Source organism: Roseinatronobacter alkalisoli (assembly GCF_028745735.1).
Lineage (GTDB): Bacteria > Pseudomonadota > Alphaproteobacteria > Rhodobacterales > Rhodobacteraceae > Roseinatronobacter > Roseinatronobacter alkalisoli.
This window is the reverse complement of the sequence record NZ_JAQZSM010000008.1, coordinates 100,426-126,975: the sequence shown is the minus strand read 5'-3', so window position 1 is coordinate 126,975 and position 26,550 is coordinate 100,426. Positions and strand designations below refer to the sequence as shown.

General features: G+C 59.2%; 21 protein-coding genes and 1 tRNA gene. 9 read left to right on the top strand and 13 right to left on the bottom strand.

Translation table 11 applies throughout. The annotated features are described in order from the left end of the window. Positions 1 to 8 precede the first annotated feature (8 nt). Positions 9 to 872 (bottom strand): N-formylglutamate amidohydrolase, encoded by an 864-nt coding sequence (locus PUT78_RS10830; protein WP_274352280.1) that lies wholly within the window; start codon positions 870 to 872, stop codon positions 9 to 11. Between the two features lie 154 nt (positions 873 to 1,026). Here PUT78_RS10830 and PUT78_RS10825 point away from each other — a divergent pair. Further along, positions 1,027 to 1,101 (top strand) — tRNA-Val (locus tag PUT78_RS10825). A gap of 64 nt (positions 1,102 to 1,165) precedes the next feature. Continuing rightward, entirely contained in the window at positions 1,166 to 1,291 is a 126-nt protein-coding gene (gene ykgO, locus PUT78_RS10820) for a type B 50S ribosomal protein L36 (RefSeq protein WP_071479794.1), read from the top strand. A 122-nt stretch (positions 1,292 to 1,413) separates the two neighbouring features. On the opposite strand, the gene PUT78_RS10815 is transcribed toward ykgO, so the two are convergent. From PUT78_RS10815 to pip, 6 genes are all read right to left on the bottom strand, one after another. After that, positions 1,414 to 1,914: a flavin reductase family protein gene (locus tag PUT78_RS10815; protein WP_274352325.1), complete on the bottom strand. Its 501-nt coding sequence runs from the start codon at positions 1,912 to 1,914 to the stop codon at positions 1,414 to 1,416. A 287-nt stretch (positions 1,915 to 2,201) separates the two neighbouring features. Next, on the bottom strand, positions 2,202 to 4,718 hold the full coding sequence (gene infB / locus PUT78_RS10810) for a translation initiation factor IF-2 (RefSeq protein ID WP_274352279.1): 2,517 nt from the start codon (positions 4,716 to 4,718) through the stop codon (positions 2,202 to 2,204). Further along, entirely contained in the window at positions 4,715 to 5,347 is a 633-nt protein-coding gene (locus PUT78_RS10805; protein WP_274352278.1) for an RNA-binding protein, read from the bottom strand. The genes infB and PUT78_RS10805 overlap by 4 nt, the downstream gene beginning before the upstream one ends. Before the next feature lie 17 nt (positions 5,348 to 5,364). After that, entirely contained in the window at positions 5,365 to 6,990 is a 1,626-nt protein-coding gene (nusA, locus tag PUT78_RS10800) for a transcription termination factor NusA (protein WP_274352277.1), read from the bottom strand. A 3-nt stretch (positions 6,991 to 6,993) separates the two neighbouring features. Beyond that, on the bottom strand, positions 6,994 to 7,593 hold the full coding sequence (gene rimP / locus PUT78_RS10795; protein WP_274352276.1) for a ribosome maturation factor RimP: 600 nt from the start codon (positions 7,591 to 7,593) through the stop codon (positions 6,994 to 6,996). A gap of 124 nt (positions 7,594 to 7,717) precedes the next feature. Beyond that, the gene (gene pip / locus PUT78_RS10790; protein ID WP_274352275.1) at positions 7,718 to 8,710 is read right to left on the bottom strand and encodes a prolyl aminopeptidase; all 993 of its coding nucleotides are present in this window, start codon (positions 8,708 to 8,710) and stop codon (positions 7,718 to 7,720) included. Between the two features lie 66 nt (positions 8,711 to 8,776). Here pip and ubiG point away from each other — a divergent pair, with 66 nt between their 5' ends. Beyond that, on the top strand, positions 8,777 to 9,538 hold the full coding sequence (gene ubiG / locus PUT78_RS10785) for a bifunctional 2-polyprenyl-6-hydroxyphenol methylase/3-demethylubiquinol 3-O-methyltransferase UbiG (protein WP_274352274.1): 762 nt from the start codon (positions 8,777 to 8,779) through the stop codon (positions 9,536 to 9,538). Here ubiG and PUT78_RS10780 read toward each other — a convergent pair. Further along, the gene (locus PUT78_RS10780) at positions 9,529 to 10,332 is read right to left on the bottom strand and encodes an undecaprenyl-diphosphate phosphatase (RefSeq protein ID WP_274352273.1); all 804 of its coding nucleotides are present in this window, start codon (positions 10,330 to 10,332) and stop codon (positions 9,529 to 9,531) included. The two genes, ubiG and PUT78_RS10780, sit on opposite strands and share 10 nt — an antisense overlap. Before the next feature lie 208 nt (positions 10,333 to 10,540). On the opposite strand from PUT78_RS10780, the gene PUT78_RS10775 reads away from it, so the two are divergent. Together PUT78_RS10775 and gltB are read left to right on the top strand one after the other, a co-directional pair. Next, a complete protein-coding gene (locus PUT78_RS10775; RefSeq protein ID WP_274352272.1) occupies positions 10,541 to 11,983 on the top strand; it encodes an NAD(P)-dependent oxidoreductase in 1,443 nt (480 codons plus the stop codon). Positions 11,984 to 12,009: 26 nt separating this feature from the next. Next, a complete protein-coding gene (gene gltB, locus PUT78_RS10770; protein WP_274352271.1) occupies positions 12,010 to 16,548 on the top strand; it encodes a glutamate synthase large subunit in 4,539 nt (1,512 codons plus the stop codon). A gap of 432 nt (positions 16,549 to 16,980) precedes the next feature. On the opposite strand, the gene PUT78_RS10765 is transcribed toward gltB, so the two are convergent. The 5 genes from PUT78_RS10765 to PUT78_RS10745 all read right to left on the bottom strand — a co-directional run bounded on the left by PUT78_RS10765 (position 16,981) and on the right by PUT78_RS10745 (position 20,674). After that, the gene (locus tag PUT78_RS10765; RefSeq protein WP_274352270.1) at positions 16,981 to 17,814 is read right to left on the bottom strand and encodes a C40 family peptidase; all 834 of its coding nucleotides are present in this window, start codon (positions 17,812 to 17,814) and stop codon (positions 16,981 to 16,983) included. After that, complete coding sequence (locus PUT78_RS10760) at positions 17,811 to 19,220, bottom strand: leucyl aminopeptidase family protein (protein WP_274352269.1); 1,410 nt, start codon at positions 19,218 to 19,220, stop codon at positions 17,811 to 17,813. The genes PUT78_RS10765 and PUT78_RS10760 overlap by 4 nt, the downstream gene beginning before the upstream one ends. Before the next feature lie 208 nt (positions 19,221 to 19,428). Further along, entirely contained in the window at positions 19,429 to 19,809 is a 381-nt protein-coding gene (locus tag PUT78_RS10755; protein ID WP_274352268.1) for a hypothetical protein, read from the bottom strand. 171 nt (positions 19,810 to 19,980) lie between these two features. Then, complete coding sequence (locus tag PUT78_RS10750; protein ID WP_274352267.1) at positions 19,981 to 20,373, bottom strand: SgcJ/EcaC family oxidoreductase; 393 nt, start codon at positions 20,371 to 20,373, stop codon at positions 19,981 to 19,983. A gap of 148 nt (positions 20,374 to 20,521) precedes the next feature. Then, on the bottom strand, positions 20,522 to 20,674 hold the full coding sequence (locus tag PUT78_RS10745) for a hypothetical protein (protein ID WP_274352266.1): 153 nt from the start codon (positions 20,672 to 20,674) through the stop codon (positions 20,522 to 20,524). A 58-nt stretch (positions 20,675 to 20,732) separates the two neighbouring features. Between PUT78_RS10745 and PUT78_RS10740 the strand changes: the two genes are divergently transcribed. The 4 genes from PUT78_RS10740 (at position 20,733) to PUT78_RS10725 (ending at position 26,545) form a co-directional block, all read left to right on the top strand. Next, positions 20,733 to 22,922 (top strand): gluzincin family metallopeptidase, encoded by a 2,190-nt coding sequence (locus tag PUT78_RS10740; protein WP_274352265.1) that lies wholly within the window; start codon positions 20,733 to 20,735, stop codon positions 22,920 to 22,922. Further along, positions 22,922 to 24,469 (top strand): ComEC/Rec2 family competence protein, encoded by a 1,548-nt coding sequence (locus tag PUT78_RS10735; RefSeq protein ID WP_274352264.1) that lies wholly within the window; start codon positions 22,922 to 22,924, stop codon positions 24,467 to 24,469. Before PUT78_RS10740 ends, PUT78_RS10735 begins: the two co-directional genes overlap by 1 nt. A 45-nt stretch (positions 24,470 to 24,514) precedes the next feature. Further along, positions 24,515 to 25,633: a patatin-like phospholipase family protein gene (locus PUT78_RS10730; RefSeq protein ID WP_274352263.1), complete on the top strand. Its 1,119-nt coding sequence runs from the start codon at positions 24,515 to 24,517 to the stop codon at positions 25,631 to 25,633. 198 nt (positions 25,634 to 25,831) lie between these two features. Further along, entirely contained in the window at positions 25,832 to 26,545 is a 714-nt protein-coding gene (locus tag PUT78_RS10725; RefSeq protein ID WP_274352262.1) for a DUF1428 domain-containing protein, read from the top strand. Positions 26,546 to 26,550: the final 5 nt, after the last annotated feature.

Sequence of the window (26,550 nt, the reverse complement as noted above, 5' to 3'; positions counted from 1 at the left end):
CCCTGCGCCTATTCAGCAGCCAAGGCGATTTCACCTCCCCGGTCACGGCCAATGTCGCTCAGGGCGCGGACTATTTCATCCATAAGCTGCACAAAACTGTCGAAATTCCGGCTGGGCGTCACTGTTCGTTCATTCAGATACAGGCCGCGATCAATCTCTATCTGGACAACATGTCGGCCAGTGGAAGGGGTGCCATAGCGTTGCGCAATATAGGCGCCGGCAAAGGGGGCGTTGCGCGCCACCCGCAAACCCGCCGCGGTGAATATCTGTGCCACCATATGACTGATATCAGGGGCACATGCCGCCCCGAACCTGTCACCTAGCACGATATCAGGGCGCTTACTGGTGAACCGCCGGTCATGGCTGGTGGCATCGCGGGGCATCGAATGCATGTCGAACAGAATGGCGCGGCCAAACTGACGGCGCTGCTGGTCCATCACTGATTCCAGCCGGTCATGATAGGGGTGCCAGAAGCGTTGCAGGCGATCTTCTGCGGCAGCGCGGGTAATCTTGCCCGCATAGATGCTGCGCGATCCGGCTACCACGCGGGGAATCACGCCCAGCCCGGACATGATGCGCGGATTCAACGTGGCCTTCGGCACATCGGCAATCAGCGCAGGGTCCAGTTCGGTTGCGGCGCGATTATAGTCAACATAAGCTCGTGGAACCCCACCCAGCAAAACAGGGGCACCATAATCCGGGGCGTTCTTCAGGAACATATCGACATAGGCATCTTCTGACGAGCGTAGCGCCAGTTCTTCCAGTATGGATGCTTTCAGGAACTCTGGTGCATAGGTCCGGCCACTATGCGGTGATGCGAAAACCACCGCGCTGGTTGCAATTCTTGCAGGAAAAAAATCAAATGCGTTCATCTGTCCGGCCATGTTTTACAAAATAACTATAGCGCGAATGTTTCCGCTTCCGAAAGCCCTTGATCATGCCTGCGATTCTTTCTATACGGGCGGCAATTGACGCGGTCGCACTCCGCGTCCCTTTTGTTTGGGGCGTATGTTGGACGGCGTGTCAGGGCGCGTAGCTCAGTGGTAGAGCACTACGTTGACATCGTAGGGGTCACAAGTTCGAACCTTGTCGTGCCCACCATTCAACCCTGCATGTTGCAGGATAAACGTAATGGCGCATGCGCGCCGCGATAAGGAGAAGGCCGATGAAGGTCAGAAACTCACTCCGGTCGCTCAAGCAGCGCCACCGCGATTGTCAGATTGTGCGCCGCAAGGGCCGTGTCTATGTGATCAACAAGACACAAAAGAAATTCAAGGCGCGTCAGGGCTGATTTCATATCACCCGGGCGTTGAAAAACCGGCTTCCGTTATCGCGGAGGCCGGTTTTTTCATGCGCGGAACGCCGGGCGGGACAACGCCCTGTCTCTGGGATTGACACGGTATTACGGTACCCTCAGCTATGGTGGATGAAGCTGCCATAGGCACCCTGGCTGAACACCAGCGGCGCACCAGTCCGGCTGTGGCAACGCAACACGCGCCCGATGATGATCAGATGATCACCGCCATCATGGGTCTGGTGCTGCGCGCAATCGAACCGCGCAAGCGCATCATTCAGGACGGGGCTGCCTTCCGGTGTGACGTCATGGTTCAGACCGTCAAACCCGGCACCATCGCGGCTGAAGCGTGTAATCCAGTCCAGAGAATCATGTTGCAGCACGTGAATGGCAAAATACGGGGCTTTCGCAAAATGGGCGAACCGGTTGGATCTGCGCGCCGGGGACCACAAAACCAGCGGTGGGTCCAGCGACAATCCGGAAAAGCTGTTGGCAATAAAGCCCATTGGCCCATTGTCCGTGCTGATGGTAACAAGGGTTATACCCGTCGCAAACCGTCCCAGTGCATCCCGGAATGCACGCAGATTGGCTGCATCAGGTATGAACCCCTGGTCCTGCATTGCGCCCTCATCTGCCTTGTCGTCATCCGTTGCCACCGAATCGGGGTACCGGGTTTTGCGCAGGACATCAACAGATTGTGGGGACGAGGACATTGTTACGAAAGACTCCGTTTACCGGCTATGCGAAAGGGCTGAGTATATTCACCCCGCATGTTGTGTGATTACTTTTCAATAAGATAGACACCGCAATCGTTCGGGCAAGCCGGATTGCGACTGAAAACGGCAAGAAAATGCCGCAAGCACCATGGGGAACTTGCGGCATTGAAACTTGCGTCATGTCTGCTTGATCAGCTGAGCGAGCGTTCAACCTCTTCGCGTTCGAAAATCTCGATCACGTCTTTTACGCGCACATCTTCATAATTTTCGAACGCCATGCCGCATTCCTGACCGGACTGCACTTCCTTGACTTCGTCCTTGAAGCGCTTGAGGGTCTTGAGCGTGCCTTCATGAATAACCACGTTGTCACGCAGCAGGCGCACACCGGCAGAACGCCTTGCGACCCCTTCGGTGACCAGACAGCCCGCCACTTTGCCAACGCCCGACACCTTGAACACATCGCGGATTTCAGCATACCCGATGAAGTTCTCGCGCACTTCGGCAGACAACAGGCCGGATGCCGCCGCTTTGATATCATCCACCAGATCATAAATGATGGAATAGTAGCGCAGTTCCACGCCTTTCTGGTTGGCCGAATTCCGGGCAGAGGCATTGGCACGCACATTGAAACCAATGATCGGTGCCCCTGCAGCTTCGGCCAGCCCCACATCGGTATCGGTGATCGCACCAACACCATAATGCAGGACACGCACGCGCACTTCGTCATTCCCGATTTTTTCCAGCGCCTGCACGATTGCTTCGGCAGAACCCTGCACATCGGCTTTCACCAGAACGGGCAGTTCGGCCACGTCCTTGTCGGCCTTGGCCTTGGCCATAAGCTGTTCAAGCGTGGTAGCAGCACCCGCCGCCGCGCGTTTGTCCTTGGCGGCTTGCTGGCGGTAATCCGCGATTTCGCGCGCCTGTGCTTCGGTCTCAACCACGTTCAGCACATCACCGGCTTCGGGTGTGCCGTTCAGGCCCAACACTTCGACAGGAACAGAAGGTGCTGCTTCCTTGACGCGCTCGCCCTTGTCGTTGACCAGCGCGCGAACCTTGCCCCATTGTTCGCCGACGACGAAAATATCGCCCTGACGCAATGTGCCGTTCTGAACCAGAACAGTCGCCACCGGCCCGCGGCCGATATCCAGCTGCGCTTCGATCACGGCACCCATTGCGGCACGTTCGGGGTTGGCCTTCAGTTCCAGAATTTCCGCCTGCAACGCAATGGCTTCCAGCAGTGTATCCAGCCCCATGCCGGTCAGCGCCGACACTTCCACGTCCTGCACGTCACCGGACATCGCTTCCACAACCACTTCATGTTGCAGAAGTGCTGTACGCACCCTGTTGGGGTCCGCGGCGGGCTTGTCGCATTTGTTAATGGCGACAATCATCGGCACCTTGGCGGCCTTGGCATGGTTGATCGCTTCGATCGTTTGCGGCATGACCGAATCATCCGCCGCGACAACCAGAACCACGATATCGGTCACATTCGCGCCGCGTGCGCGCATGCTGGTAAATGCCGCGTGGCCCGGCGTGTCCAGAAAGCTGAGGACCGCGCCTGATTCGGTAGTGACCTGATAGGCCCCGATATGCTGCGTGATCCCGCCTGCTTCGCCAGACACCACATTGGTCTTGCGCAAGGCATCCAGAAGGCTGGTTTTGCCATGGTCCACATGGCCCATGATCGTGATGATCGGCGGGCGCGTCTGCAGATTTTCAGGGTCATCCTGAATCTGGTCGATTACCTGTTCGACATCCGAATCGGACACGCGCACAACCTTGTGGCCAAATTCATCGATGACCAGTTCGGCGGTATCGGCGTCGATGGACTGGTTCATGGTGGCCATGACGCCCATTTTCATCAGCGATTTGACCACATCGGCCACACGTTCGGCCATACGGTTGGCCAGTTCCTGAACCACAATGGTTTCCGGCAACTGAACTTCGCGCACAACTTTTTCGCGGTTTTGCGACTGGCCCATGGCCTTTTGCCGCGCGCGTTCCTGCTTGCGTTTCATCGCGGCCATTGACCGCTGACGTCCACCTTCGCCGGCCAGCGCGTCTTTCAACGTCAGCTTGCCGGAACGGCGGCCAGCATCATCGCGCGGCTTTGCGGCACGCGCCTGACGATCATCGTCCGGGCGTTTCGGGGCCTTGCGTGCATCCGCAGTTGCCGTTGGGCGCGCGCGTTCCGAAAGCGGCGCTTCAGGGGCCGAGGGCGCACCGGGTGCGGCAGGGGCAGGCTTTGCCGCTTCGACAGCCTTGCGTTCCTTGCGTGCTTCTTCTTCTGCAGTTGCGCGGGCTTCTTCTTCAGCCTTTGCGCGCAACGCCTCTTCGCGCTCGCGTTCTTCGCGCTCGCGGGCTTCGGCTTCATCACGGCGGCGCTGGCGGTCTTCCTCGCGGGCAAGTTCATCAGCGGCGCGGATGGCGGCGTCTTCGACCTCGCGGGATTTGGCGGCGGCAAGCGCTTTCAAACGGCGTTCCATTTCCGCGTCGGAAATCCCCGCAGGGCGGCGGGCAGAATCCGGGCGCGGCGTGGCGCTGCCGGACGCGGTTGCGTTGCCTGCGGCCCCGGGTTTCGGGACCACAACACGCTTGCGCTTCTTCTCGACCACCACAGATTTGGTGCGCCCATGGCTGAAGCTCTGCTTCACCTGGCCGCCTTTGCCGCCGAGTCCGAGTGGTTTTTTTCCGTCAGTATCGCTCATGCGTTCGTCTTGTCCTCTCCGGCGGTCGTTCCACCGATTACTTGGCGCAGTCCGGCCAATCTTGCCGCTTCCTGTACAACAGCTTTGCTCAGTCCACCAGAGCGAAGCGCGGCATGTATCACATGTTCCCGTCCGAATGCAAAACCCAATTCCTGTGCATTCAGCCAGCCGATGTAACTGTCGTCCCCGTCGGGGGGGCGCAATTTTGTCTTTCCGCGCGGTGATCCGTCACTTGCCTGAAGTAACACGAACATCTGGTCCTTCAGGGCCAGATCGCGGCATTTCTCATATCCGGCCACCGCCAGCCCGCCTTTGCGCGCCAGCGACAGCAATTCCAGAACCCGCTTCGTCTGAAGCTGTTCAACCAGATCAACGAACCCTTCGGGCAAGCTGACCTGCTGCCTGGCCGCGCGCGCGAACAGTTTCTTGTCCTCGGCCCGTGTCAGGGCGTCGCGGTCTGCACTGACCCATATGCCACGCCCCGGCAGCTTACCAGCCAGATCAGGTACGATCCCGCTGTCAGGCCCGACGACGAAGCGGATCAACCCGCGCGCAGGCTGGGACTGGCCGGTCACGATGCAGCGCCGCTCAGGCCCGTCCTGTTCCGTCTTTTTGCCGCCGCGGGCCATGCCTGATGTGCCCCTGCCTAATTCGCGTCTTCCGCAGTTTCTGCATCTGCGGCTGCCGCATCTTCATCAACACCGGATTCCAGTTCGGACGGATCAACCCAACCCAGCATGACACGCGCGGTCATGATCAGATGCTGCGCTTCTTCCAGACTCATGTCAAAGGCTTCCAGCAACCCTTCGTCCTTGACACGGTTTCCGTCCACTGTTGTCCAGCCACCGGCAAGTTCCCAGTCAGCACAGGTAGCGAAATCTTCCAGTGACTTGATCCCGTCCTTGGCAAGTGCTTCGACCATTTGCGGGGTCAGCCCCTCAAATGCGATCAGGCTGTCTTCGACGCCAAGGGCGCGGGCATTCTCCAACGCAGCAGTTGCAATCGCTTCCAGTTTTTCGCGCGCGCGGGTCTGCAGTTCCTGCGCAGTGTCTTCATCAAACCCGTCGATAGCCAGCAATTCGTCGATATCGACATAGCCCACTTCCTCAAGTGAACTGAATTCCTCGGCCACCAGCAACTGGGCCATCATTTCATCAATGTCCAGCTCTTCCATGAACAGGCGCGTGCGTTCCGCAAATTCTGCCTGACGGCGGGCCGAATCGTCGGATTCGGTGACAATGTCGATGTCCAGCCCGGTCAACTGGCTTGCCAGCCGCACGTTCTGGCCGCGTCGGCCAATCGCCAGTGACAATTGTTCATCGGGCACGACAACTTCAATCTTGCCGGCATCATCATCGATAACAACCTTGCTGACTTCCGCAGGTTGCAGCGCGTTGACAAGGAATGTCGCCTGATCTTCGGTCCAGGGGATGATGTCGATCTTTTCGCCCTGAAGTTCATTCACCACGGCCTGAACGCGGCTGCCACGCATACCGACACAGGCGCCCACAGGGTCAATGCCCGAATCATGGCTGATGACACCGATCTTCGCGCGCGAACCAGGGTCACGGGCAACGGCCTTGATCTCGATGATCCCGTCATAGATTTCGGGCACTTCCATCTTGAACAGTTCGGCCATGAATTCCGGTGCGGTGCGCGACAGGAAGATTTGCGGCCCGCGCGCTTCGCGGCGCACATCCTTGACATAGCAGCGGATGCGGTCGCCATTGCGATAGCTTTCGCGGCCAATCTTTTCGTTGCGGCGCAACACAGCTTCGCCGCGGCCGATATCGATGACCAGATTGCCGTATTCTTCGCGTTTCACGACACCATTCAGAATAGTGCCTGCGCGGTCCTTGAATTCTTCATACTGACGGTCGCGTTCAGCTTCGCGCACTTTCTGCAAAATCACCTGCTTGGCGGATTGTGCAGCGATCCGGCCCAGTTCCACCGGCGGAACAACATCGACGATCTCATCACCGATTTTCGGGTCATCCAGATAGGGGGCGGCCTGCGCAACGGTCACTTGCGCATGATGGTTTTCCAGTTCGTCATCCGCGACGACCGTGCGCACCCGGCTGAATGCTGCGACGCCGGTTTTGCGATCGATATGAACGCGGATGTCCATATCTGCGCCATAGCGCGACTTGGCCGCCCGTGCGAGGCTGTCTTCCATCGCCTGCACGACCAGTTCAGGGTCGATCATCTTTTCGCGGGCAACTGCCTCGGCGGTTTGCAGAAGTTCAAGCTGGTTGGCAGAGGTGATCGCCATGTCTCAATGCTCCTCTTGGTCCGCGCCGCCCTCGGGCGCGTCCGTTTCAATCTGGTCAAATTCACTTTCGTCGATTGCGCCGCTGGCCTTGCGTGTGCGCAACATTTCGGCGATCAACTCGTCTGTAAGCACAAGTTTCGCATCCGACAGCCAGTCGAATTGCAATCCTATGGTCACTGCCTCGCCGTTCTCTTCGATTTCGAGCAGAACCTCGTCCCCTTCGACACCCGCAAGAATACCCTTGAAGCGGCGGCGGCCGTCTATCAGTTCGGTGGTTTCCAGCCGCGCTTCATATCCTTCCCATGCGTCAAAATCTTTCAGCCGGGTCAGAGGGCGGTCAATGCCGGGGCTGGACACTTCCAGAACATAGGCGTCTTCCAGTGGGTCTTCGACATCCAGCGCTGCGGAAACAGCAGTGGAAATCTCTGCGCAATCGGCAACTTCGATGCCGCCTTCGGGGCGGTCAGCCATAATTTGCAGCGTGCGGGTCTTGCCTGCCATCAGGCGCAGGCGCACCAGTTCGAACCCCAACCCCGAGATGACGGGAGAGATAATGGCGGCAAGGCGCTGGTCCAGTGTGGTTTTGGCGATCAGATCGCTCATGCAGCCCTCCCATGGGGCGAAAATACAAAAAAACGGGCCGCGCGGCCCGTTGGTTTTTCCGGTGGGCCTTCACAGGCGCCGCTGTTGGCAGTGATATAGGTGGGTGCCAGTGAAAACGCAAGGGTTAAAGGTTCAGCCTGTGGGTCTCATAGCGCATATGGTTCATCACGCGCAGAAGTTCCGCACTGATTCCCGGTTCGGACAGGGCATGTCCGGCAACAGGCACCATTTCCAGCCGCGACATTCCCCAGGCGGCATGCAGTTCCCACGCGGTGGTCGGCGGGCAGATCATGTCATACCGCCCCTGCACGATAGTGCCGGGAATATGCTGCATGCGGCCCAGGTTCCGCATCAGAGCGCGATCCTCGCCCAGAAAACAGCCATTGCGGAAATAGTGGTTTTCCAGCCGGGCAAAGGCGCGGGCATAAGTGGCGGGCGCTTCCGCACTGCCAGGCCCGCGCGTTTCAATCGCGGCCAGCGCGTTTTCCCAGCGCGTCCAGCTGCGAGCAAAGTGGTCTTCCAGATGGCGGTCGCCGCTGAACAGGCGCTTGCCATAGGCGGCAATCAGATCATGCTGTTCGTCTGCGGGAACCGGGCGCAGGAACTGCGCCCACAATTCGGGAAAGAACCGCCCTGCCCCGCCGCCATAAAACCAGTCCAGTTCGGCCTGAGTGCCCGTAAATACGCCGCGCAACACCAGATAGGCCACCATTTCAGGATGCGCCTGCGCATAGGCAAGCGCCAGTGTTGCGCCCCAGCTGCCGCCGAAAACCACCCAGCGCTGAATGCCAAGTGTCTGGCGGATCAGTTCGATGTCTGCAATCAGGTGCTGCGTTGTGTTATGCTCAATCGTGGCGGCGGGTTTCGAGCGCCCGCAACCGCGCTGGTCGAACAGCACAACACGGTAGGTCCGCGGGTCAAAAAAACGGCGCATTGCAGGGCTGCACCCGCCCCCCGGCCCGCCATGAAGCACAACAACGGGAATCCCGTCAGGATGGCCGCATTGTTCGACATAAACCTGATGCCCATGCCCCACATCAAGCATGCGCTGGTCGAAAGGGTCTGATATCGGGTAAAGACCCGAAACTGCGGTGTCATGTCCAGCAGACTTATCCATGACGGGCACTATATACCTGCGAAGGCTGGCCTGCCATATGCCAGATACGAAAAAACCGGAGTGCGCATGACCATATCATCCATCGACCCTGCAGAGGTTGCCAAATTCGAAGCGATGGCCACGGAATGGTGGGATCCGCATGGCAAGTTCAAGCCGTTACATATGCTGAACCCCTGCCGACTGGATTACATCACCCGGCAGATCGCGGCGGAATTTGACCGCGACCTGACCGCGCCCGTCCCCTTCGCGGGGCTGCGATTGCTGGATATCGGCTGTGGCGGCGGGCTGCTGTCCGAACCCATGGCGCGGCTGGGCGCGGATGTGGTGGGGGCGGATGCCGCTGAACGCAATATCCCCGTTGCACAGATTCATGCTGAACAGCAGGGGCTTGCGATTGACTACCGCCATACCACCGCCGAGGCATTGGTGGATACGGGCGAACAGTTCGACGTGGTGCTGAACATGGAAGTGGTGGAGCATGTGGCCGACCCGCTATCCTATCTGACAGCCTGCCAGCACCTGCTGAAGCCCGGCGGGCTGATGATCTGTTCCACCCTGAACCGGAATCCGAAAAGTTTTGCCATGGCCATAATCGGTGCCGAATACGTCATGCGCTGGTTGCCCAAGGGAACACATGAATGGTCGAAATTCATCACCCCGGATGAACTGTATGACCTGTTGCAACAGGCAGGGCTTGATCCGGTGGACCGCAAGGGATTTGTTTTCGACAAGCTGCGGTGGAACTGGTCGATTTCGGATCGTGACCTGTCGGTGAATTATGTCACGGCCTCGGTCAAGCCGATCAACGCGCAGGAAACTCAGCCATAAGCGATGGCCAGAAGGATTGCGCCAAGGATCAGCCGGTAAATGACATATGGCGTGAAACTGACCGTGCGCAGCAATTTCATCATGAACACCAACGCCACCCAGGCCGCAAAAAAGGAAATCAGGGCGGCGATTGCGCCATCTTTTGCCGCCTGCCAATCCGCAATGCGCACCACATCCAGCCCCATAAGCGTACCAGAGGCGATGATCGTGGGGATGGACATCAGCATGGACAGTTTCGCGGCGTCATGGCGGGAATAGCCCAGGGCCCGCGCCCCTGAAATGACAATCCCCGAACGCGATGCACCGGGAATAAGCGCTATCGCCTGCCAAAGCCCGAGGATCAGGGCATGTCTGACCGTCCATTCCTGTGCCGTGCGGGTCTGTTTGCCCAGCCTGTCGGTCAGATACAGGACGATGCCGAAAATAATCATCATCCAGCCGATCACGGCGACACTGCGCAACATGTCCATGATGCCGAAGATCTTGAAGATCAGCCCCAGTATGATGACGGGCACAGTCGCAACCGCAAGGCAGAATGCCAGAAACCCGCCCCTGTCATGCAGATCCCCACGCAGCAACCGGGGAACACCACGCACCGCAAGCCCGACATCGGCCCGGAAATACCAGCAAACCGCGAACAGGGTGCCGACATGGACCGCCACATCAATGACCAGCCCCTGATCATCCAGTGATGTCAATGCGGGCAACAGAATCAGATGGCCGGAGGACGAAACCGGCAGAAATTCCGTTACCCCTTGAATCATGGCGAGCAGGAAAAGGTGAAAGAATGTCATGACGTCCCCGGCGTTTTTGGGCAAGCTACTCCACATTGCGGGGAAGGCAACCCACTTATTAGGTCAGTAGTTATGACATAATAATTACATAATTCTGCAAAATTTTCCACCCGTGGGCAAAAAATAATTGATTTAGGTCAGTAGTTATGACTTTTCTTTGGTTTCCCCCTTGGATAAGACACATATTCAGAATTCTGGAGGATCAGCCATGCCCAAGCAGCAAATGCTCCGTTTCGTGACAGTCGAGCGGGAAATGCCCCAAAAGCGCCCCGCGGACTTGCGGACCGAGGATTTCGACGAAATCTACCGCGAATTTGCCGCAGAGAAAGCGGCCGAGCAAGCCGGGCGTTGCAGCCAATGTGGCGTACCCTATTGCCAAACGCACTGCCCGCTGCACAACAACATCCCCGACTGGCTGATGTTGACGGCCCAGGGACGCCTGCAGGAAGCCTATGACATAAGTCAGTCCACCAATACCTTCCCTGAAATCTGTGGGCGCATCTGTCCGCAGGATCGCCTGTGCGAAGGCAATTGCGTGATCGAACAATCCGGGCACGGGACTGTCACCATCGGGTCAGTTGAAAAATACATCACCGACACGGCCTGGCAGGAAGGCTGGGTCAAGCCCGTCACCCCTACCACCGAACGGCCGGAATCTGTGGCAGTTATCGGCGCTGGTCCCGGCGGGCTGGCGGCGGCAGATGTGCTGCGCCGTGCCGGCGTGCAAGTGACAGTCTATGACCGCTATGACCGCGCAGGCGGCCTGATGACCTATGGCATTCCGGGTTTCAAGCTGGAAAAGCCCATCGTCATGCGCCGGATTGAACAACTGGAACAGGGCGGCGTCGAATTCGTCCTGAACTGCAATGTCGGCGATGATATCAGCTTTGATGCGATCCGTGGCAAGCATGATGCGGTGCTTATCGCAACCGGTGTCTACAAGGCCCGTGATCTGAATGCGCCCAATGCGGGCGCGACAGGCGTGATGAAGGCACTGGATTACCTGACCGCGTCAAACCGCAAAAGCTTCGGTGACGATGTGGCCGAATTCGATTCGGGTGTGCTGGATGCGCGCGGCAAGCGCGTGGTCGTTATTGGCGGCGGGGACACTGCAATGGATTGTGTGCGCACAGCCATCCGGCAAGGCGCGACTTCGGTCAAATGCCTGTATCGCCGCGACCGCGAAAACATGCCCGGCTCGCGCCGTGAAACCCAGAATGCCGAAGAAGAAGGTGTCGAATTCGTCTGGCTGGCCGCACCCGCTGGTTTTGTTACCGGCGATGATGGCAGCGTGACGGGTGTCCGGGTGCAGAAAATGCGTCTGGGCCAGCCCGATGCGTCTGGCCGCCGATCACCGGAAGTCATCGACGGGGCGGATTATACCGAAGACGCCGACATGGCGATCATGGCGCTGGGTTTTGAAGCGGAAGACCTGCCAACGCTTTGGGGTGTGCCCGAATTGCCGGTGACCCGCTGGGGCACCGTTCGCGCGAAATTCAACACGCATGAAACCGACATGCCCGGTGTCTGGGCGGTTGGGGACATCGTGCGTGGGGCCAGTCTGGTGGTCTGGGCCATTCGTGACGGGCGCGAAGCTGCGCAATCCATTCTGAATTATCTTTCGGCACCCGCACAGGTCGCTGCCGAATAATCCAATTCCGGTCGAAGGAACCCGACATGACGCAATATGATGACGCTTGGGCCGCCCGTGAAGAAGCCCACCGTGCCTTTGTCGCTGAACATGGCCTGTACAAACCCGAAGACGAACATTCGTCCTGCGGCGTGGGATTGGTCGTGTCACTGGACGGTAAACCGTCGCGCAAGGTGGTCGAAAACGGTATCGAAGCGCTGAAAGCCATCTGGCACCGCGGCGCTGTTGATGCCGATGGCAAGACAGGTGATGGTGCGGGCATTCATGTGCAGATCCCCGTCAGCTTCTTCTATGACAAGATCCGCCGCACTGGCCATGAACCATTGGTGGACCAGTTGGTGGCTGTGGGTCAGGTTTTCCTGCCACGCACCGATTTTGCCGCGCAGGAACGCTCGCGCACCATCGTTGAATCCGAAGTTCTGCGCATGGGCTATGCTATCTATGGCTGGCGGCATGTGCCGGTGACGGTCAGTGTGCTGGGCGAAAAGGCAAATGCAACACGGCCAGAGATTGAACAGATCCTGATCCGCAACGCCAAAGGAACGGACGAAGAAACGTTTGAACGCGAACTCTATGTCATTCGTCGGCGGATCGAAAAAGCAATCACCGCAGCGGGCATCGCGGGTTTCTATATCTGCTCGCTGTCGTGCCGGTCGATCATCTACAAGGGGATGATGCTGGCCGAACAGGTGGCCGAATTCTATCCCGACCTGAAGGATGAGCGCTTTGAATCAGCCTTTGCCATCTATCATCAGCGTTATTCGACCAATACTTTCCCGCAATGGTGGTTGGCCCAGCCATTCCGCATGCTGGCGCATAACGGCGAAATCAACACGCTGAAGGGCAACCTGAACTGGCTGAAAAGCCATGAGATCCGGATGGCGTCGGCGGCATTTGGCGAAATGGCCGATGACATCAAGCCGATTGTCGCATCAGGCGGGTCTGATTCGGCGGCGCTGGATTCCGTGTTCGAGGTGCTGGTACGCGCAGGCCGCAGCGCGCCGATGGCCAAGACGATGCTGGTCCCCGAAGCATGGTCCAAACAGGCCGTGGAAATGCCCAAGGCTTGGCGGGACATGTATTCCTACTGCAATTCGGTCATGGAACCCTGGGACGGCCCTGCCGCGTTGGCAATGACCGACGGGCGCTGGGTCTGCGCGGGTCTGGACCGCAACGGGCTGCGCCCCATGCGCTATGTGGTAACAGGTGACGGCTTGCTTATCGCAGGATCAGAAGCTGGCATGGTGGTCGTCGACGAACTGAGCGTCCGTGAAAAAGGCGCGCTTGGTCCGGGCCAGATGATCGCGGTCGATATGACCGAAGGCAAGCTGTATCACGACACCGAAATCAAGGATAAACTGGCACAGGCGCAACCGTTCGGCGACTGGAACGACAAGATTGTCGATCTGAATGACAAGCTGCGCGATGTGCCGGAACACCGCAAGCTGGATACGGCAGAACTACGCAAGCGTCAGGTCGCGGCGGGCTACACCATTGAAGAGGTGGAACAGGTTCTGGCGCCCATGGCCGAAGACGGCAAGGAAATGATTGCGTCCATGGGCGATGACACGCCGTCTGCCGTGCTCAGCGAAATCTATCGCCCGCTGTCGCATTACTTCCGCCAGAACTTCAGCCAGGTTACGAACCCCGCCATCGACAGTCTGCGCGAATTCCGCGTCATGTCATTGAATACGCGCTTCGGGAACCTGCGCAATGTGCTGGATGAAGACAGCAGCCAGACCGAAATTCTGGTTCTGGAAAGCCCGTTTGTTGCCAATGGCGAATTCGACGAAATGGTGCGCGAATTCGGCGATCAGGTCGCCTTCATCGATTGCACCTTCCCTGTTGACGCGGGCGAAGATGCGCTGCGCGACGGGTTGGAACGTATCCGCGCCGAAGCCGAAGATGCGGTACGTTCGGGCGCAGGCCATCTGGTCCTGACCGACGAACATCAGGGGCCGGACAAGGTTGCGATGCCGATCATCCTTGCAACCAGCGCTGTGCATGGCTGGCTGACACGCAAGGGTCTGCGCACATTCTGTTCGCTGAACGTGCGGTCGGCGGAATGCATCGATCCGCATTATTTCGCAGTGCTGATCGGCTGCGGCGCAACCACGGTCAACGCCTATCTGGCGCAGGAAACAATTGCTGACCGCATTGACCGTGGCCTGATCGAAGGCACGCTTGTTGCCGCAATGCGCCGCTACCGTGCTGCCATTGATGCAGGACTTCTGAAAATCATGTCCAAGATGGGCATTTCGGTGATGTCCTCCTACCGTGGCGGTCTGAACTTTGAAGCTGTGGGCCTGTCGCGCGCGCTGTGCGCGGAATATTTCCCCGGCATGCACAGCCGCATTTCCGGCATTGGTCTGCACGGTATCCAGATGAAACTGGAAGAAGTCCATGCCAAGGGTTGGCGTGACGGGCAGGATGTTATGCCTATCGGCGGGTTCTACAAATCACGCCGCACTGGCGAAAAACATGCCTGGGAAGCGCAGACAATGCATCTGCTGCAACAGGCCTGCAACCAGTCCAGCTATGCGTTGTGGAAACAGTATAGCACAGCCATGCAGGCCAATCCGCCGATTCATCTGCGCGATCTTCTGGACATCAAATCGCTGGGCAAGGCCATTCCAATTGAAGAAGTGGAAAGCATCACAGCGATCCGCAAGCGTTTTGTCACCCCCGGCATGTCACTTGGGGCGCTTAGCCCCGAAGCGCATATGACGCTGAACATCGCCATGAACCGCATCGGCGCGAAGTCCGACAGTGGCGAGGGCGGCGAAGATCCCGCCCATGCACACCCGCTACCCAATGGCGACAACCCCTGCGCGAAGATCAAGCAGGTGGCGTCTGGCCGGTTTGGCGTGACGGCAGAATACCTGAACGCCTGCGAAGAACTGGAAATCAAGGTAGCCCAGGGTGCGAAACCCGGCGAAGGTGGCCAGCTTCCGGGCATGAAAGTGACCAAGCTGATCGCACGCCTGCGCCATTCGACCCCCGGTGTGACGCTGATTTCACCGCCCCCCCATCACGACATCTATTCGATCGAAGATCTGGCGCAGCTGATCTACGACCTGAAGCAGATCAACCCGCGCGTGAAAGTCACGGTCAAGCTGGTGGCGTCATCGGGCGTTGGCACAATTGCGGCCGGTGTGGCCAAGGCCAAGGCAGATATCATCCTGATTTCGGGCCATAACGGCGGCACCGGGGCCAGCCCGGCAACGTCAATCAAATATGCGGGTCTGCCGTGGGAAATGGGCCTGACCGAAGCGCATCAGGTGCTGGCTATGAACAAGCTTCGCGAACGTGTAACCCTGCGCACGGATGGCGGGCTGCGCACCGGGCGCGATATTGTCATGGCGGCAATGATGGGGGCCGAGGAATACGGCATCGGCACTGCGGCGCTGATTGCCATGGGCTGCATCATGGTGCGCCAGTGCCAGTCGAATACCTGCCCTGTGGGTGTCTGCACACAGGATGAACGCCTGCGCGCCAAATTCACCGGCAATGCCGACAAGGTGGTGAACCTGATCACCTTCTACGCGCAGGAAGTGCGCGAGATATTGGCCAGCATCGGTGCGCGGTCCATGGATGAAGTCATCGGCCGGGCCGATCTGCTGGCCCAGGTCAGCCGTGGTGCGGCGCATCTGGATGATCTGGACCTGAACCCGCTGTTGCTGACGGTCGACGGGTCCGAGCATATTCGCTATGACCGCGACAAACCGCGCAACGCTGTGCCCGACACGCTGGATGCCGAAATCATCCGCGATGCCGCGCGCTTCTTTGAAGATGGCGAGAAGATGCAATTGTCCTATGCTGTGGAAAACACCCACCGCACTGTCGGCACACGCGCATCCAGCCATATCGTCAAGCGGTTCGGCATGCGCAATAATCTGCAACCCGACCACCTGACCGTCAAACTGGCGGGCAGTGCGGGCCAGTCGCTGGGGGCATTTGCCGCACCGGGCCTGAAGATTGAAGTGTTCGGCGATGCCAATGATTATGTCGGCAAGGGGTTGTCCGGTGGTATGGTGGTTGTGCGTCCGCGCATGTCATCGCCCCTGATCGCGCATGACAACACCATCATCGGCAATACGGTGTTGTATGGCGCAACAGATGGCTATCTGTTCGCGGCGGGGCGCGCGGGCGAACGTTTCGCGGTGCGCAATTCCGGCGCGAAGGTCGTGATCGAAGGCTGCGGGTCGAACGGGTGCGAATACATGACCGGCGGGGTCGCCGTCATCCTTGGCAGCATTGGCGCGAACTTCGGCGCAGGCATGACCGGCGGTATGGCGTATCTGTATGACCCCGACGGGATGGCGACAGACCTGATCAATATGGAATCGCTGGTCACCTGTCCGGTCACCGTTGACCATTGGGAAGATCAGTTGAAAGGCCTGATCGAGATGCATGCCAAGGAAACCGAATCGCAGCGTGCGCTGGAAATCCTGCGCAACTGGGACAGCGAGCGGGCGAATTTCCTGCAGGTTTGCCCCAGGGAAATGCTGATTCACCTTACCCAGCCGCTCAGCTATGAAGCGGATGCTGTCCCGGCGGAGTAACCCGCCGCACCTTCCTGAATCAAAACGGCGCAAGGAAATGTCCTTGCGCCGTTTTAATATACATTGCCGGGTGTCGGGGGCAGGCGGGATGATGTCTGATTACAGCCCAAGGCTGGTTGAATATTGGCCTGAAGGGGACGTTGGGGGCTTGGTTGTAGCCCGCGCTATCGGCGGGCCGGGGTCTGCCGGTCCCACGTAGTAGAAGTTCACTTTATGCAGGCGGCATACTCCGGCTTTCAAGGCTTGGACTGACGCCAGCAAAACCGGCAGGCCGCGGTACGGCCCGCCGATAGCGCGTTTTCCGGGCTTTCGCCGCGCCACTGGCGCGACGGTCCCTTCAAACCCTGCGGCCTTTGCTCCACGCTTTTGGCATTCCCAATGCCCCTTCAGGCCGGAAATCACCCGGCAAACAGGTGATTCAGGCCAATCTCATCACCCTGCCGGGGTCGGCCGGATATGGGCGATGAAAGCGGCCTCCGCTGCGATACGGGTCATGGCCGCACGAAGCCCCTCAAGCGCAACGGACATGGTATGGGCATTGGCATGCAGGATCGTGTCAGCATCGCGGATAAACGCCACATGCCCGCGCCAGAACAACAGATCGCCACGCCGGGGCGCAGTGCCTGCTGGCAGGGCTGGACCAAATGCCTGCGCCTGAAGGTCACTATCCGCAGGGCAGCGCATGTTGCAGGCCTGCAAGGCCAGTTGCACAAGGCCCGAACAATCAATGCCATGGCTGGAATTTCCGCCCCATAAATAGGGCGTGCCCAGCAGCATTTCCGCCACCGCGACAGGATCAGGGGCGGGCCGGTCCACAAGGACCACATGCTGCACCGGCACCCACCCCCCGCACTGCGCGCGCAGGAATTGCCCCTCGCCCTCGGTCACCAGAAGCTGCGTGTTCAGTGACAGCCAGCCAAGTTCGGGGCTTTTCAGGTCCGGGCGGGAATACAGATGGGTCGCACGCACACAAACCCGGTGCGTGACGGCGTGATCGGCCGCCATTGCCGTGTCGCGCAACCAGCCGCAATACCCGTCGGCCTGCAACTGCACGAAGGAATACCCGTCGCGCTGGTCAATCAGGGTCAGGGCCGCGCCCCGCAGAACCTGCCTGTCGCGCGGCCCGTCAGGGTGGCGCAGCAGGTCCGCCACTGCCGCACCCACACGCATTGGCGTCCCGCTGGTAAATTGCGGTGCGTCCATCACGGGGCGCAACACGTCCAGCGCGACGCGCCCGCTGAACGGGGTCAGGCGCGGATCGCTCACAGCGCAAGCGCGGCGGGCAGCGCGTCAAACAACGCCCGCGCAGCCTGCCCCACCCCGCCCTTGGGCCGCGCCGGGGCCGCACTGGGCTGATGCCCGTAAATGTCGAAATGCACGAAGCGCGGCGTGTTCTCGACAAACCTGTGCAGAAACAACGCGGCGGTGATTGCGCCCGCCATGCCGCCAGCTGGCGCATTGTCCAGATCGGCAATAGCCGGCTGGATATTGGTTTCATATCCGGAATGTAGCGGCAGCGGCCAGACCGGGTCACGCACTGCATCGCCCGCTTTCATCAAGGCATCGCTTAGCGCGCGGTCCCGGGTGAAGAAGGGGGCAATATCGGGGCCGACCGCGACCCGGGCGGCCCCGGTCAGCGTGGCCATGCACACCATCAGGTCCGGCGGCTCCTCATCCGCGAGCGCAAGGGCATCAGCCAGAACCAGCCGCCCTTCGGCATCGGTGTTGTTGATTTCGATGCTCAGGCCCTTGCGTGACAACAGGATATCGCCTGGTCGCATGGCATTGCCCGAAACGGAATTTTCGACAGCCGGGATGATGACACGCAACCGGACCGGCCAACCCTGCGCCATGATCATATGTGCAAGGCCGATCACTGTCGCCGCGCCGCCCATGTCCTTTTTCATCAGGCCCATGGACGCGCCGGGTTTCAGGTTCAGCCCGCCGGTATCAAAGCACACGCCCTTGCCGACAAGCGTAAGCAGCGGGCCAGCCTTGCCCCAGCGCATATCCACCAAACGTGGGCTGCGGTCCGATGCGCGCCCGACGGCATGCACCAACGGAAAGTTGTGATATAGCAGATCGTCACCATAGATCACCGAAACCGCTGCGCCAAATCTGTTTGCCAGCCCGACAACAGCGCCTTCCAGTTCCTCTGGCCCCATATGGGATGCGGGTGTGTTGATCAGGTCGCGGGTCAGCGCTTCGCCTGCGGCAATGGCTTCCAGACGTGCAACATCCACCCCATCCGGCGCGATCAGGTCTGCCAGCGGGCGTGCGTCGGGGCGGCGGAAACGGTCAAACCTGTAGCCCGCCAGCAACCAGCCAAGCAATTCTTCATCAAGTGCTGCCTGTGGCAACGCATGTTCCAGGTGGAATGTCGCGGCAGGCAATCTGGCGCGCGCCCCCCCAAGATTGAAGCGCGTGCGCTGGCGGTCAATGTCGGAACCAAGCCCGACAGCCGCCGCAGCAAGCCCCCCGTCCGGATCCGGAACAAGGGCCACTGTCCCGACACGCGCGGCAAAACCCGTTGCCTCCAGCCAAGCGCGCATGCGCCGGGGCTGCATTTCAGTCCATGCTGCCAGCCCGTCAGCCGTAACCAGATGCAAGGGAACGGTGCGCCCGCTCTGGGCAACAAACCGCATGGATGGCGGGGCAGTCAGTTCAGTCATGTTGGCTTTCCGGTCATGTTCGGATGAAACGCAACCCTACAGCATGTTGTGCAGAAGTTGGAACCGGTTTTGCATGTGCCGGACAGGCGCGATGAAGGCAGAAAGGCAGGGCCGATGGAACATGCACGTCATTGATGCCTGTGCCGGTCTGACCGGAATACAGTGATCCGCAGGAACGCGACATGTATCGCGCCGCGGACCGGCCCTGTCACATCTGCAATAGCGGCAATTGCCACAGATCCACGAATGAACTGTCACCCACGCGGGTCGCGCGATGCCACAGAGCATGGGCCGCAGTCGTGTCCTGCTGCTGGCATGCCGTTTCCAGTTGATCAAGGATTGCCGCCAGGGAAATAAGCCCGATTTCTTCTGCATGCTCACGCGCGGCATGCAGGTCCGAGGGAACCTGATCCAGCGTACCCGCTGATATGGAGGATTCGATTTTGCGCAAACGGGCCGTTAGGTGTTCCATCGTCGTGATGATAGCCATTTCGGCCTGCACCGCGCCCATATGGCGGAACATCGCGGCAATATGACTCGAATCGACTGCGATGGCTTCACGCTGCCGAAGTTGAACAATTTTGCCCATTCTCGTCCCCCTTTTCGTGCCAGCTTCCCGACGGAAACGCATGCAGGCGACACATCTGTCACGGGATGCGGTACCATATTATAATGGGAATTTTTAATCAAAGAATGCAGCAAGAATAAGGCACGTCTGCGCGTCACCCGATCTGGCAGGGCCTAAAACCCCCGCATTGTGTTATTCGGGCATCGCCGATGAGTGGTGTTCGATGATCTTCCACCCCGTATCCTCCCAACGATAGATGAAAGTGTAGCGGCAGGTCACACTGGTCGGAATGGAATTGTCCAGCATGGAAATGACATAGACGCCGGAATTTATCGCCAGCCCGTCGAACAGCCGGATATTCTGATCGATCGCCCGCGCCCTGGGCCGTCTTTTCAGGAAAACTTCAAAATAGTTGCGTATGGCTGCCGGTGTTTTGCGTACTTCGTTGGAAACTGTCGGCAGCAAAATGGCATCGGAAGCATAAAGCGCGGCCACTGTTGCGGGATCACCTGTTCGCAACGCCTCGTTCCAGCGTTGCAATAATCCGGTGATTTCCTGCGCTTCATGTTGCTTTGCGACTGTCATGCTGCATGTATCCCTGAATTGGCTTGCGTACTGGACTTTGCGGTGGCGGGCGCTTTACGACAACCTTAGATAAGCTTTGGCCATCCGGCAAGCCGGGGGATTGCCACAGGGACGGACCAAACAGATTCAGAATGAATCACTTTCCCCGTCAGGCGGCCGCGTCATTCCCGTGTTCCTGCCTCATCTGGTTGTGAAACCGCGCGGCTGAATTGCCGATCATCCGGTCAGAACCACGGGCCTGGGCATCATGCGCCCCTGTCGCGGCCAGACCCACGATGCGCTGCGCGATATCGGGCAACATGCAGACAAGCCTTGGGCGTTCTGCTATGCTTTGCGCATGCTTTCCGGATGTAAACCTTATGCCCAACGGTTTTGAACCACCACGCCGCCTGCGTATTTTCGCATTTGATCCCTGGACCGCGATCCGCCCGGGAAACCGCAATATCCGTGAAGTCACGCTGTCAATCCCGTCCGAGCTGGACCCGATTGATCGCAAATCCCCGTGCTTCGGGCCATCGGGGGAATATATTGAGGTGGTTGATTTCGATTCGGCATCTGGCCGGTTCTACCAGCCCATTGACCTGAATTCCCCGGAAGTGCTGTTCAATGACGGGCTGACGCCAGCAGCGGATGATCCGCGATTCCATCAGCAGATGGTCTACGCGGTTGCGATGGAAACCATCGGCAATTTTGAACGCGCGCTTGGGCGCTATGTGCTTTGGTCCCCGCGCAAAGCCGACGCACCGCAGAAGGACAGCTATGTCCCCAGGCTGCGGCTATATCCGCACGCCCTGCGCGAAGCGAATGCCTATTACGACCCGGCCCGCAAGGCGGTGCTTTTCGGGTATTTCCAGCTTGATGCACAAAGCCGCGCCGCACCGCCGGGAACAGTGATGTTCACCTGTCTGTCGCAGGACATCATCGTGCATGAAATGTGCCATGCAATCCTTGACGGGATGCACCCGCATTTCGTTGAACCGTCAAACCCCGACATGCTTGCCCTGCATGAGGCGTTTTCCGACATTGTTGCCATTTTCCAGCATTTTTCACATGCCGGGGTGCTGCAAGACCAGATCGGGCGCACAGGCGGGGATCTTGAACGCCAAAGTTTGCTCGGCGCGCTTGCGCAGGAATTCGGTCAGGGGCTGGGGCGCAGCGGTGCCCTGCGGGATGCGATCGGGGGGTATGTGGACGGCGAATGGCAACCCCATGTGCCGGACAATACCGCGCTGCGCAATGCTCGCGGACCGCATGCCCGCGGGGCCATTCTGGTAGCTGCCGTTTTTCGGGCTTTTCTGAATATCTACCGGACGCGCGTGGCGGATCTGTTTCGCATTGCATCCGGCGGCAGTGGAATCTTGCGACCGGGAAGCCCGGACCCGGACCTTGTAAAGCGACTCGCGGATGAAGCTGCAACGTCTGCGCGCCACATGCTGAACATCTGTATCCGGGCCATGGATTATGTGCCGCCAGTCAATGTCAGCTTTGGCGATTATCTGCGCGCCGTCATCACCGCCGATCATGACCTGTTTCCCGAAGACGCACATGGCTACCGCGCGGCATTTCTGGAAGCCTTTGCCGCATGGGGCATTGTGCCGGACGGCATGCCGGTCCTGTCCGAAGGCAGCCTGATCTGGCCATCATTCGAACACGCCGCCCGTAACATCGGGGCTGCAGATGATACGCTTCAGGCCAGATTTGGCGTGCTGATCACCCGTCCTGATCGCCTGCTGGTCGAATTGCGCGCAGAACACCCCGAACCCGACGGGGCTGAGCCTGGCCTGATCAGCTTGCTTGAAGCTGACAAGAATGCATTGCTGAACAGTATGAACAACGCCCTGCGTGAGCGCCTGAAAGCGACAGGCAACGAGGATCGCGCCGACGAATTGTCGAAAGAAGGACTGCTTCAACAAAACCTGCTGGAACTTGAATTCACCACCCCGCGCGAGGTTATCCACCACGCGCGCCGCTTCTACGCGCGCCTGTTCTGGGGCATTGTCGTCAAGCAGCCACCGGCCCTGTTGCGGACCATCGGCATCTGCATGGACCATGACGCGCCGCAAACCATCCGGCGATCGGGCATAAACGGCCTTCCCGCGATGCGGGTGCGTTCCGTCCGCGTTGCCAGCCGTCTGGGCAACCGGGGCCATTTTGAACGCGAATATGTGGTGGAACTGGTTCAGTCGCGGGACGGTTATCTGGACCACGCAGTGCAGGAACTGGCCGATAGCGGACAAAAGGCCGAAGCATTGGCACTGTGGAACGCGAAAAACCCATTTCTGCAACGCCAGACATTGCAGCGCGACTTCACCTATCGCACCGGCTGCACCCTGCTGATCGACACGCGCAGTTTCCGGATACGCCGGGTGATCTGCACACCCTGCCGCATTGACGAAAACGCGGGTCTGGAACAGGTGCGCGCCTATTATGCCGCAGCACGCGGCACCCCGATGAATGCGTTTGATGCGCCCGAAACGGCCAGCGACACCAGTTTCGCGGCGCTGCACCGCCATGTTCATCATGGCCAGTTTCATTTCGGGGGGCATTGATGGCACGCATGGCCCCGCCCCGTTCCGGTGTGAAAATCCGCATGTACCGTCACGGACATGGCGATTGTTTCCTGCTGGCCTTCGCCGGGCGCGACGGGCGAAAATCGCGCCCGGTCTATGTGCTGATCGATTGCGGCCTGAAAAACGGATCAGAGGTTGATGCCGGTATTAACGACATCATCGACGATATCTTTCGCGCATGCAGTGGCCATATCGACATTGTCATTGTCACGCATGAACATCAGGATCATGTGAACGGGTTTTCCCGCAGATCAGCAGGAAAGCGGCTGTTTGACCGCCTGACGGTCGGGCAGGTCTGGCTGGCCTGGACCGAGGATGGCGACGATCCGCTTGCCAATGATCTGCGCGCAAGATTCAACGACACGCTGATCACTCTTGCCTTTGCCGAAGCGCGGCTGCGCGCGCATCCCGGTCTTGCTGCCCAGGCGTCACGCATGGCGGAACTGGTGGAAACTGAAACCGGCGATGATTGCGCAGCGCTTCGCAACGCCTTCACACAAGCCAAAGCGGCCCACCCGCATGCCCGTGCGGCTGCGCTGGCTGAAATGGCAGTCGCGGGCATAACCAATAAACGTGCAATTGCATGGCTGCGTGAAAAGGCCAAGAACGATGTGGTATTTCTGAGCCCAGAAAACCCGCCCGTCGCCCTGCCTTTCGTGGCGCGGTCTGAAGTCTTCACGCTCGGGCCGCCGCGTGACCCCGCCTTGCTGCTGGATCTTGACCCCCAGGGGGCAGAGATGTTTGACCTGCATCGCGGTGGCTTTGGCCTTGATGGCGCGGGTCAGGGCCTCTCCATTGCCCTGATGCCCGCATCAGGCCCGGATCAGACTATTGCGCCCTTCGCCACGCGCCATTGCATCGCACCGGGCAGTGTTTTCGCCGCGAACCCGGACCGCAAGACACCCGAAGGGTATTACCGCGATGTCTATGACAACGCGGATGAATCCTGGCGCCGGATTGATGATGAATGGCTGCACCCCACCGACACCATGGCACTGCGCCTGAACAACGAAGTCAACAATACCAGCCTTGTCCTTGCCTTCCGGCTGCCCGGAACCGGCAAGACCCTGCTGTTCACCGGCGATGCGCAGCGTGGCAGCTGGATCGGTTGGTCCGATCTGGCCTGGACAACCGATTCCGGGCAGGTGACCGCGCGCGATCTGCTGCGCGATTGTGTGTTATACAAGGTCGGGCATCATGGTTCGCATAACGCAACCCTGAACGGGCGACCCGATGATGCCCATGCAAATCTTGGCTGGATGGCGCAGGGCGACGCCGCCCGCGAATTCGTGGCGATGATACCTGCCAATACCGCCTGGGCCATGGGCAAGGCGCGGCCATGGGCGCACCCGATGCCGCAGATCGAAGCGGCCCTGCACCGCAAGGCGGAAGGCCGGGTGCTGCGCAGTGATCTGACACCACCGACATCCGCCCCGCCAGAGACCCGCAAGGACCAATGGCAGCATTTCCAGCGCCGCTTGCGCACCGACAGGCTGTATTTTGAACTGACGATAAACGATTCCTGATACCCCTTCCGGCCAGCAAGGGGCACATTTTCAAAGGAGACGGGAATGGACCCTGTAGAACTTGAACGAACCACAGATCGCAACGCGCCTGCGCTTGCCCTGTCGGGCGGTGGGTTTCGCGCGACCCTGTATCATTGCGGGGCCTTGATACGCCTGAATGAACTGGGGTTGCTGGCGCAGATGGGGCGTATCGCTGCTGTTTCGGGCGGATCGATCACGGCGGCCAGGCTCGCGATAGCATGGGATGACATGACACTGGTGAACGACCGGTTCACCAACCTTGACAGCCACGTCATTGCCCCGCTGCGCAATTTCTGCAGCCGCGGCATTGACATTTCCGCCGGCGTCATCGGCGCATTGAATCCTTTCACCTCTGCGGGGGCGCGGCTGGCAAAGGCCTATGAAACCCTGCTGGATAAGCGGACATTGCAAGACCTGCCTGATGCGCCGGATTTTGTTTTCAAGGCCACCAACCTGCAAACCGGCAGGGCAGTGCGGTTTCAGAAACGCTACATGGCTGATTACATGATCGGCTGCATCTTCAATCCTGACCTTCCGTTAAGCACTGTGGTCGCGGCATCCAGTGCGTTCCCGCCGGTTCTTTCACCGGTACGAATCAAGTTGAAACCATCGGCCTGGACCAATCTGACAGGCGCCAGCCATTTCAGCGACAACAATTACAAGCGCGAATTGCGCCTGACAGATGGGGGGGCCTATGACAATATGGCCCTTGAATCTGTCGATGATTTCAATCCGGTCATTGTCAGTGACGCAGGCAAGCCATTCTCGGTGACGGAAACCGCAAGCGGGTTATGGCCGAAGCAATTGTCCAGAATTCTGTCGATCAGCACGGATCAGGCCCGAAGCCTGCGGCGGCGATTGCTGTATACCGCATGCGTGAGTGAGGGGCGCGCTTTTGCGATTTCCCAGATCGACTGTGGCATCGCGGACCGCCCGGCAGAACAGAAAATCGCGTTCTCTGCGGAGATGATCGCGCATCTGGCCGGAATCCGGACGCGGCTGAACCGTTTTTCAGTCGCAGAACAGGATAATCTGATCAACTGGGGCTGGCTCTCCATGGATGTGCTGGCGCGGTCCTACCTGCCGCAGGCAAGAAACGCCCCGGCACCCACCGCGCTGCCACTGCCGGTACATCCGGTCTAGGGAATGCATTTACATATAGGGTGAAAGCGCAAGGCTGGTTGAATACGCCCCTTGCGGTTACGTCAGCCATCCGCGCACCAAAAACTTGTATATACAAGTTTTTATTGTTACACAGATCTACACACCGATTCCAACGCGAGGGGCCGATGCGCAGAACCACCCGCCCGGCCCCGGCTATTCGCAAACAGGAGGATTGAAATGACCTATGTCCAAGGCTTTGTCGCTGCGGTCCCAACCAAAAACCGCGACGCGTTCCGCACCCATGCCCAAAAGGCAATGGAAGGGTTTCAGGCCTATGGCATGCTGCATGGCGCAGAATGCTGGGGCGATGACGTCCCCGAAGGCAAGCTGACATCCTTTCCGATGGCAGTGAAGGCGCAGCCTGATGAAACCGTGGTCTTTGCGTGGTATCTGTGGCCATCAAAGGAAATTCACGACGCCGCCATGAAAGACGCCATCAACGACCCGCGCCTGAGCATGGATACCAACCCCATGCCCTTTGACGGCAAGCGTGTCATCTATGGCGGGTTTGAACCACTGCTTGAACTGGGATCGCGGCAGCCGGGCGGGTATTTTGACGGTTTCGTCTGTGCCATACCCAAGGACGGGCGCGAGGCATTCCGCAGCTTCGCGAAAGAAGTCGACCCGATCTTTATCGAATATGGCGCGACATGGATCATGGAAAACTGGGGCGTTGATATTCCTGATGGCACATCCACGGATTTCCGCCGCGCCGTGCAGGCTGAACCGGGTGAAGTACTGATGTTCTGCTGGACCCAATGGCCCGACAAAGCCACCCGCGATGAAGGATCGCGCCGCATGATGCAGGATGAACGGTTCGCCAATATGCAGATGCCCTTCGATGGCAAGCGCATGATCATTGGCGGGTTTGAAGCACTGGTCGATATCTGAGCCGG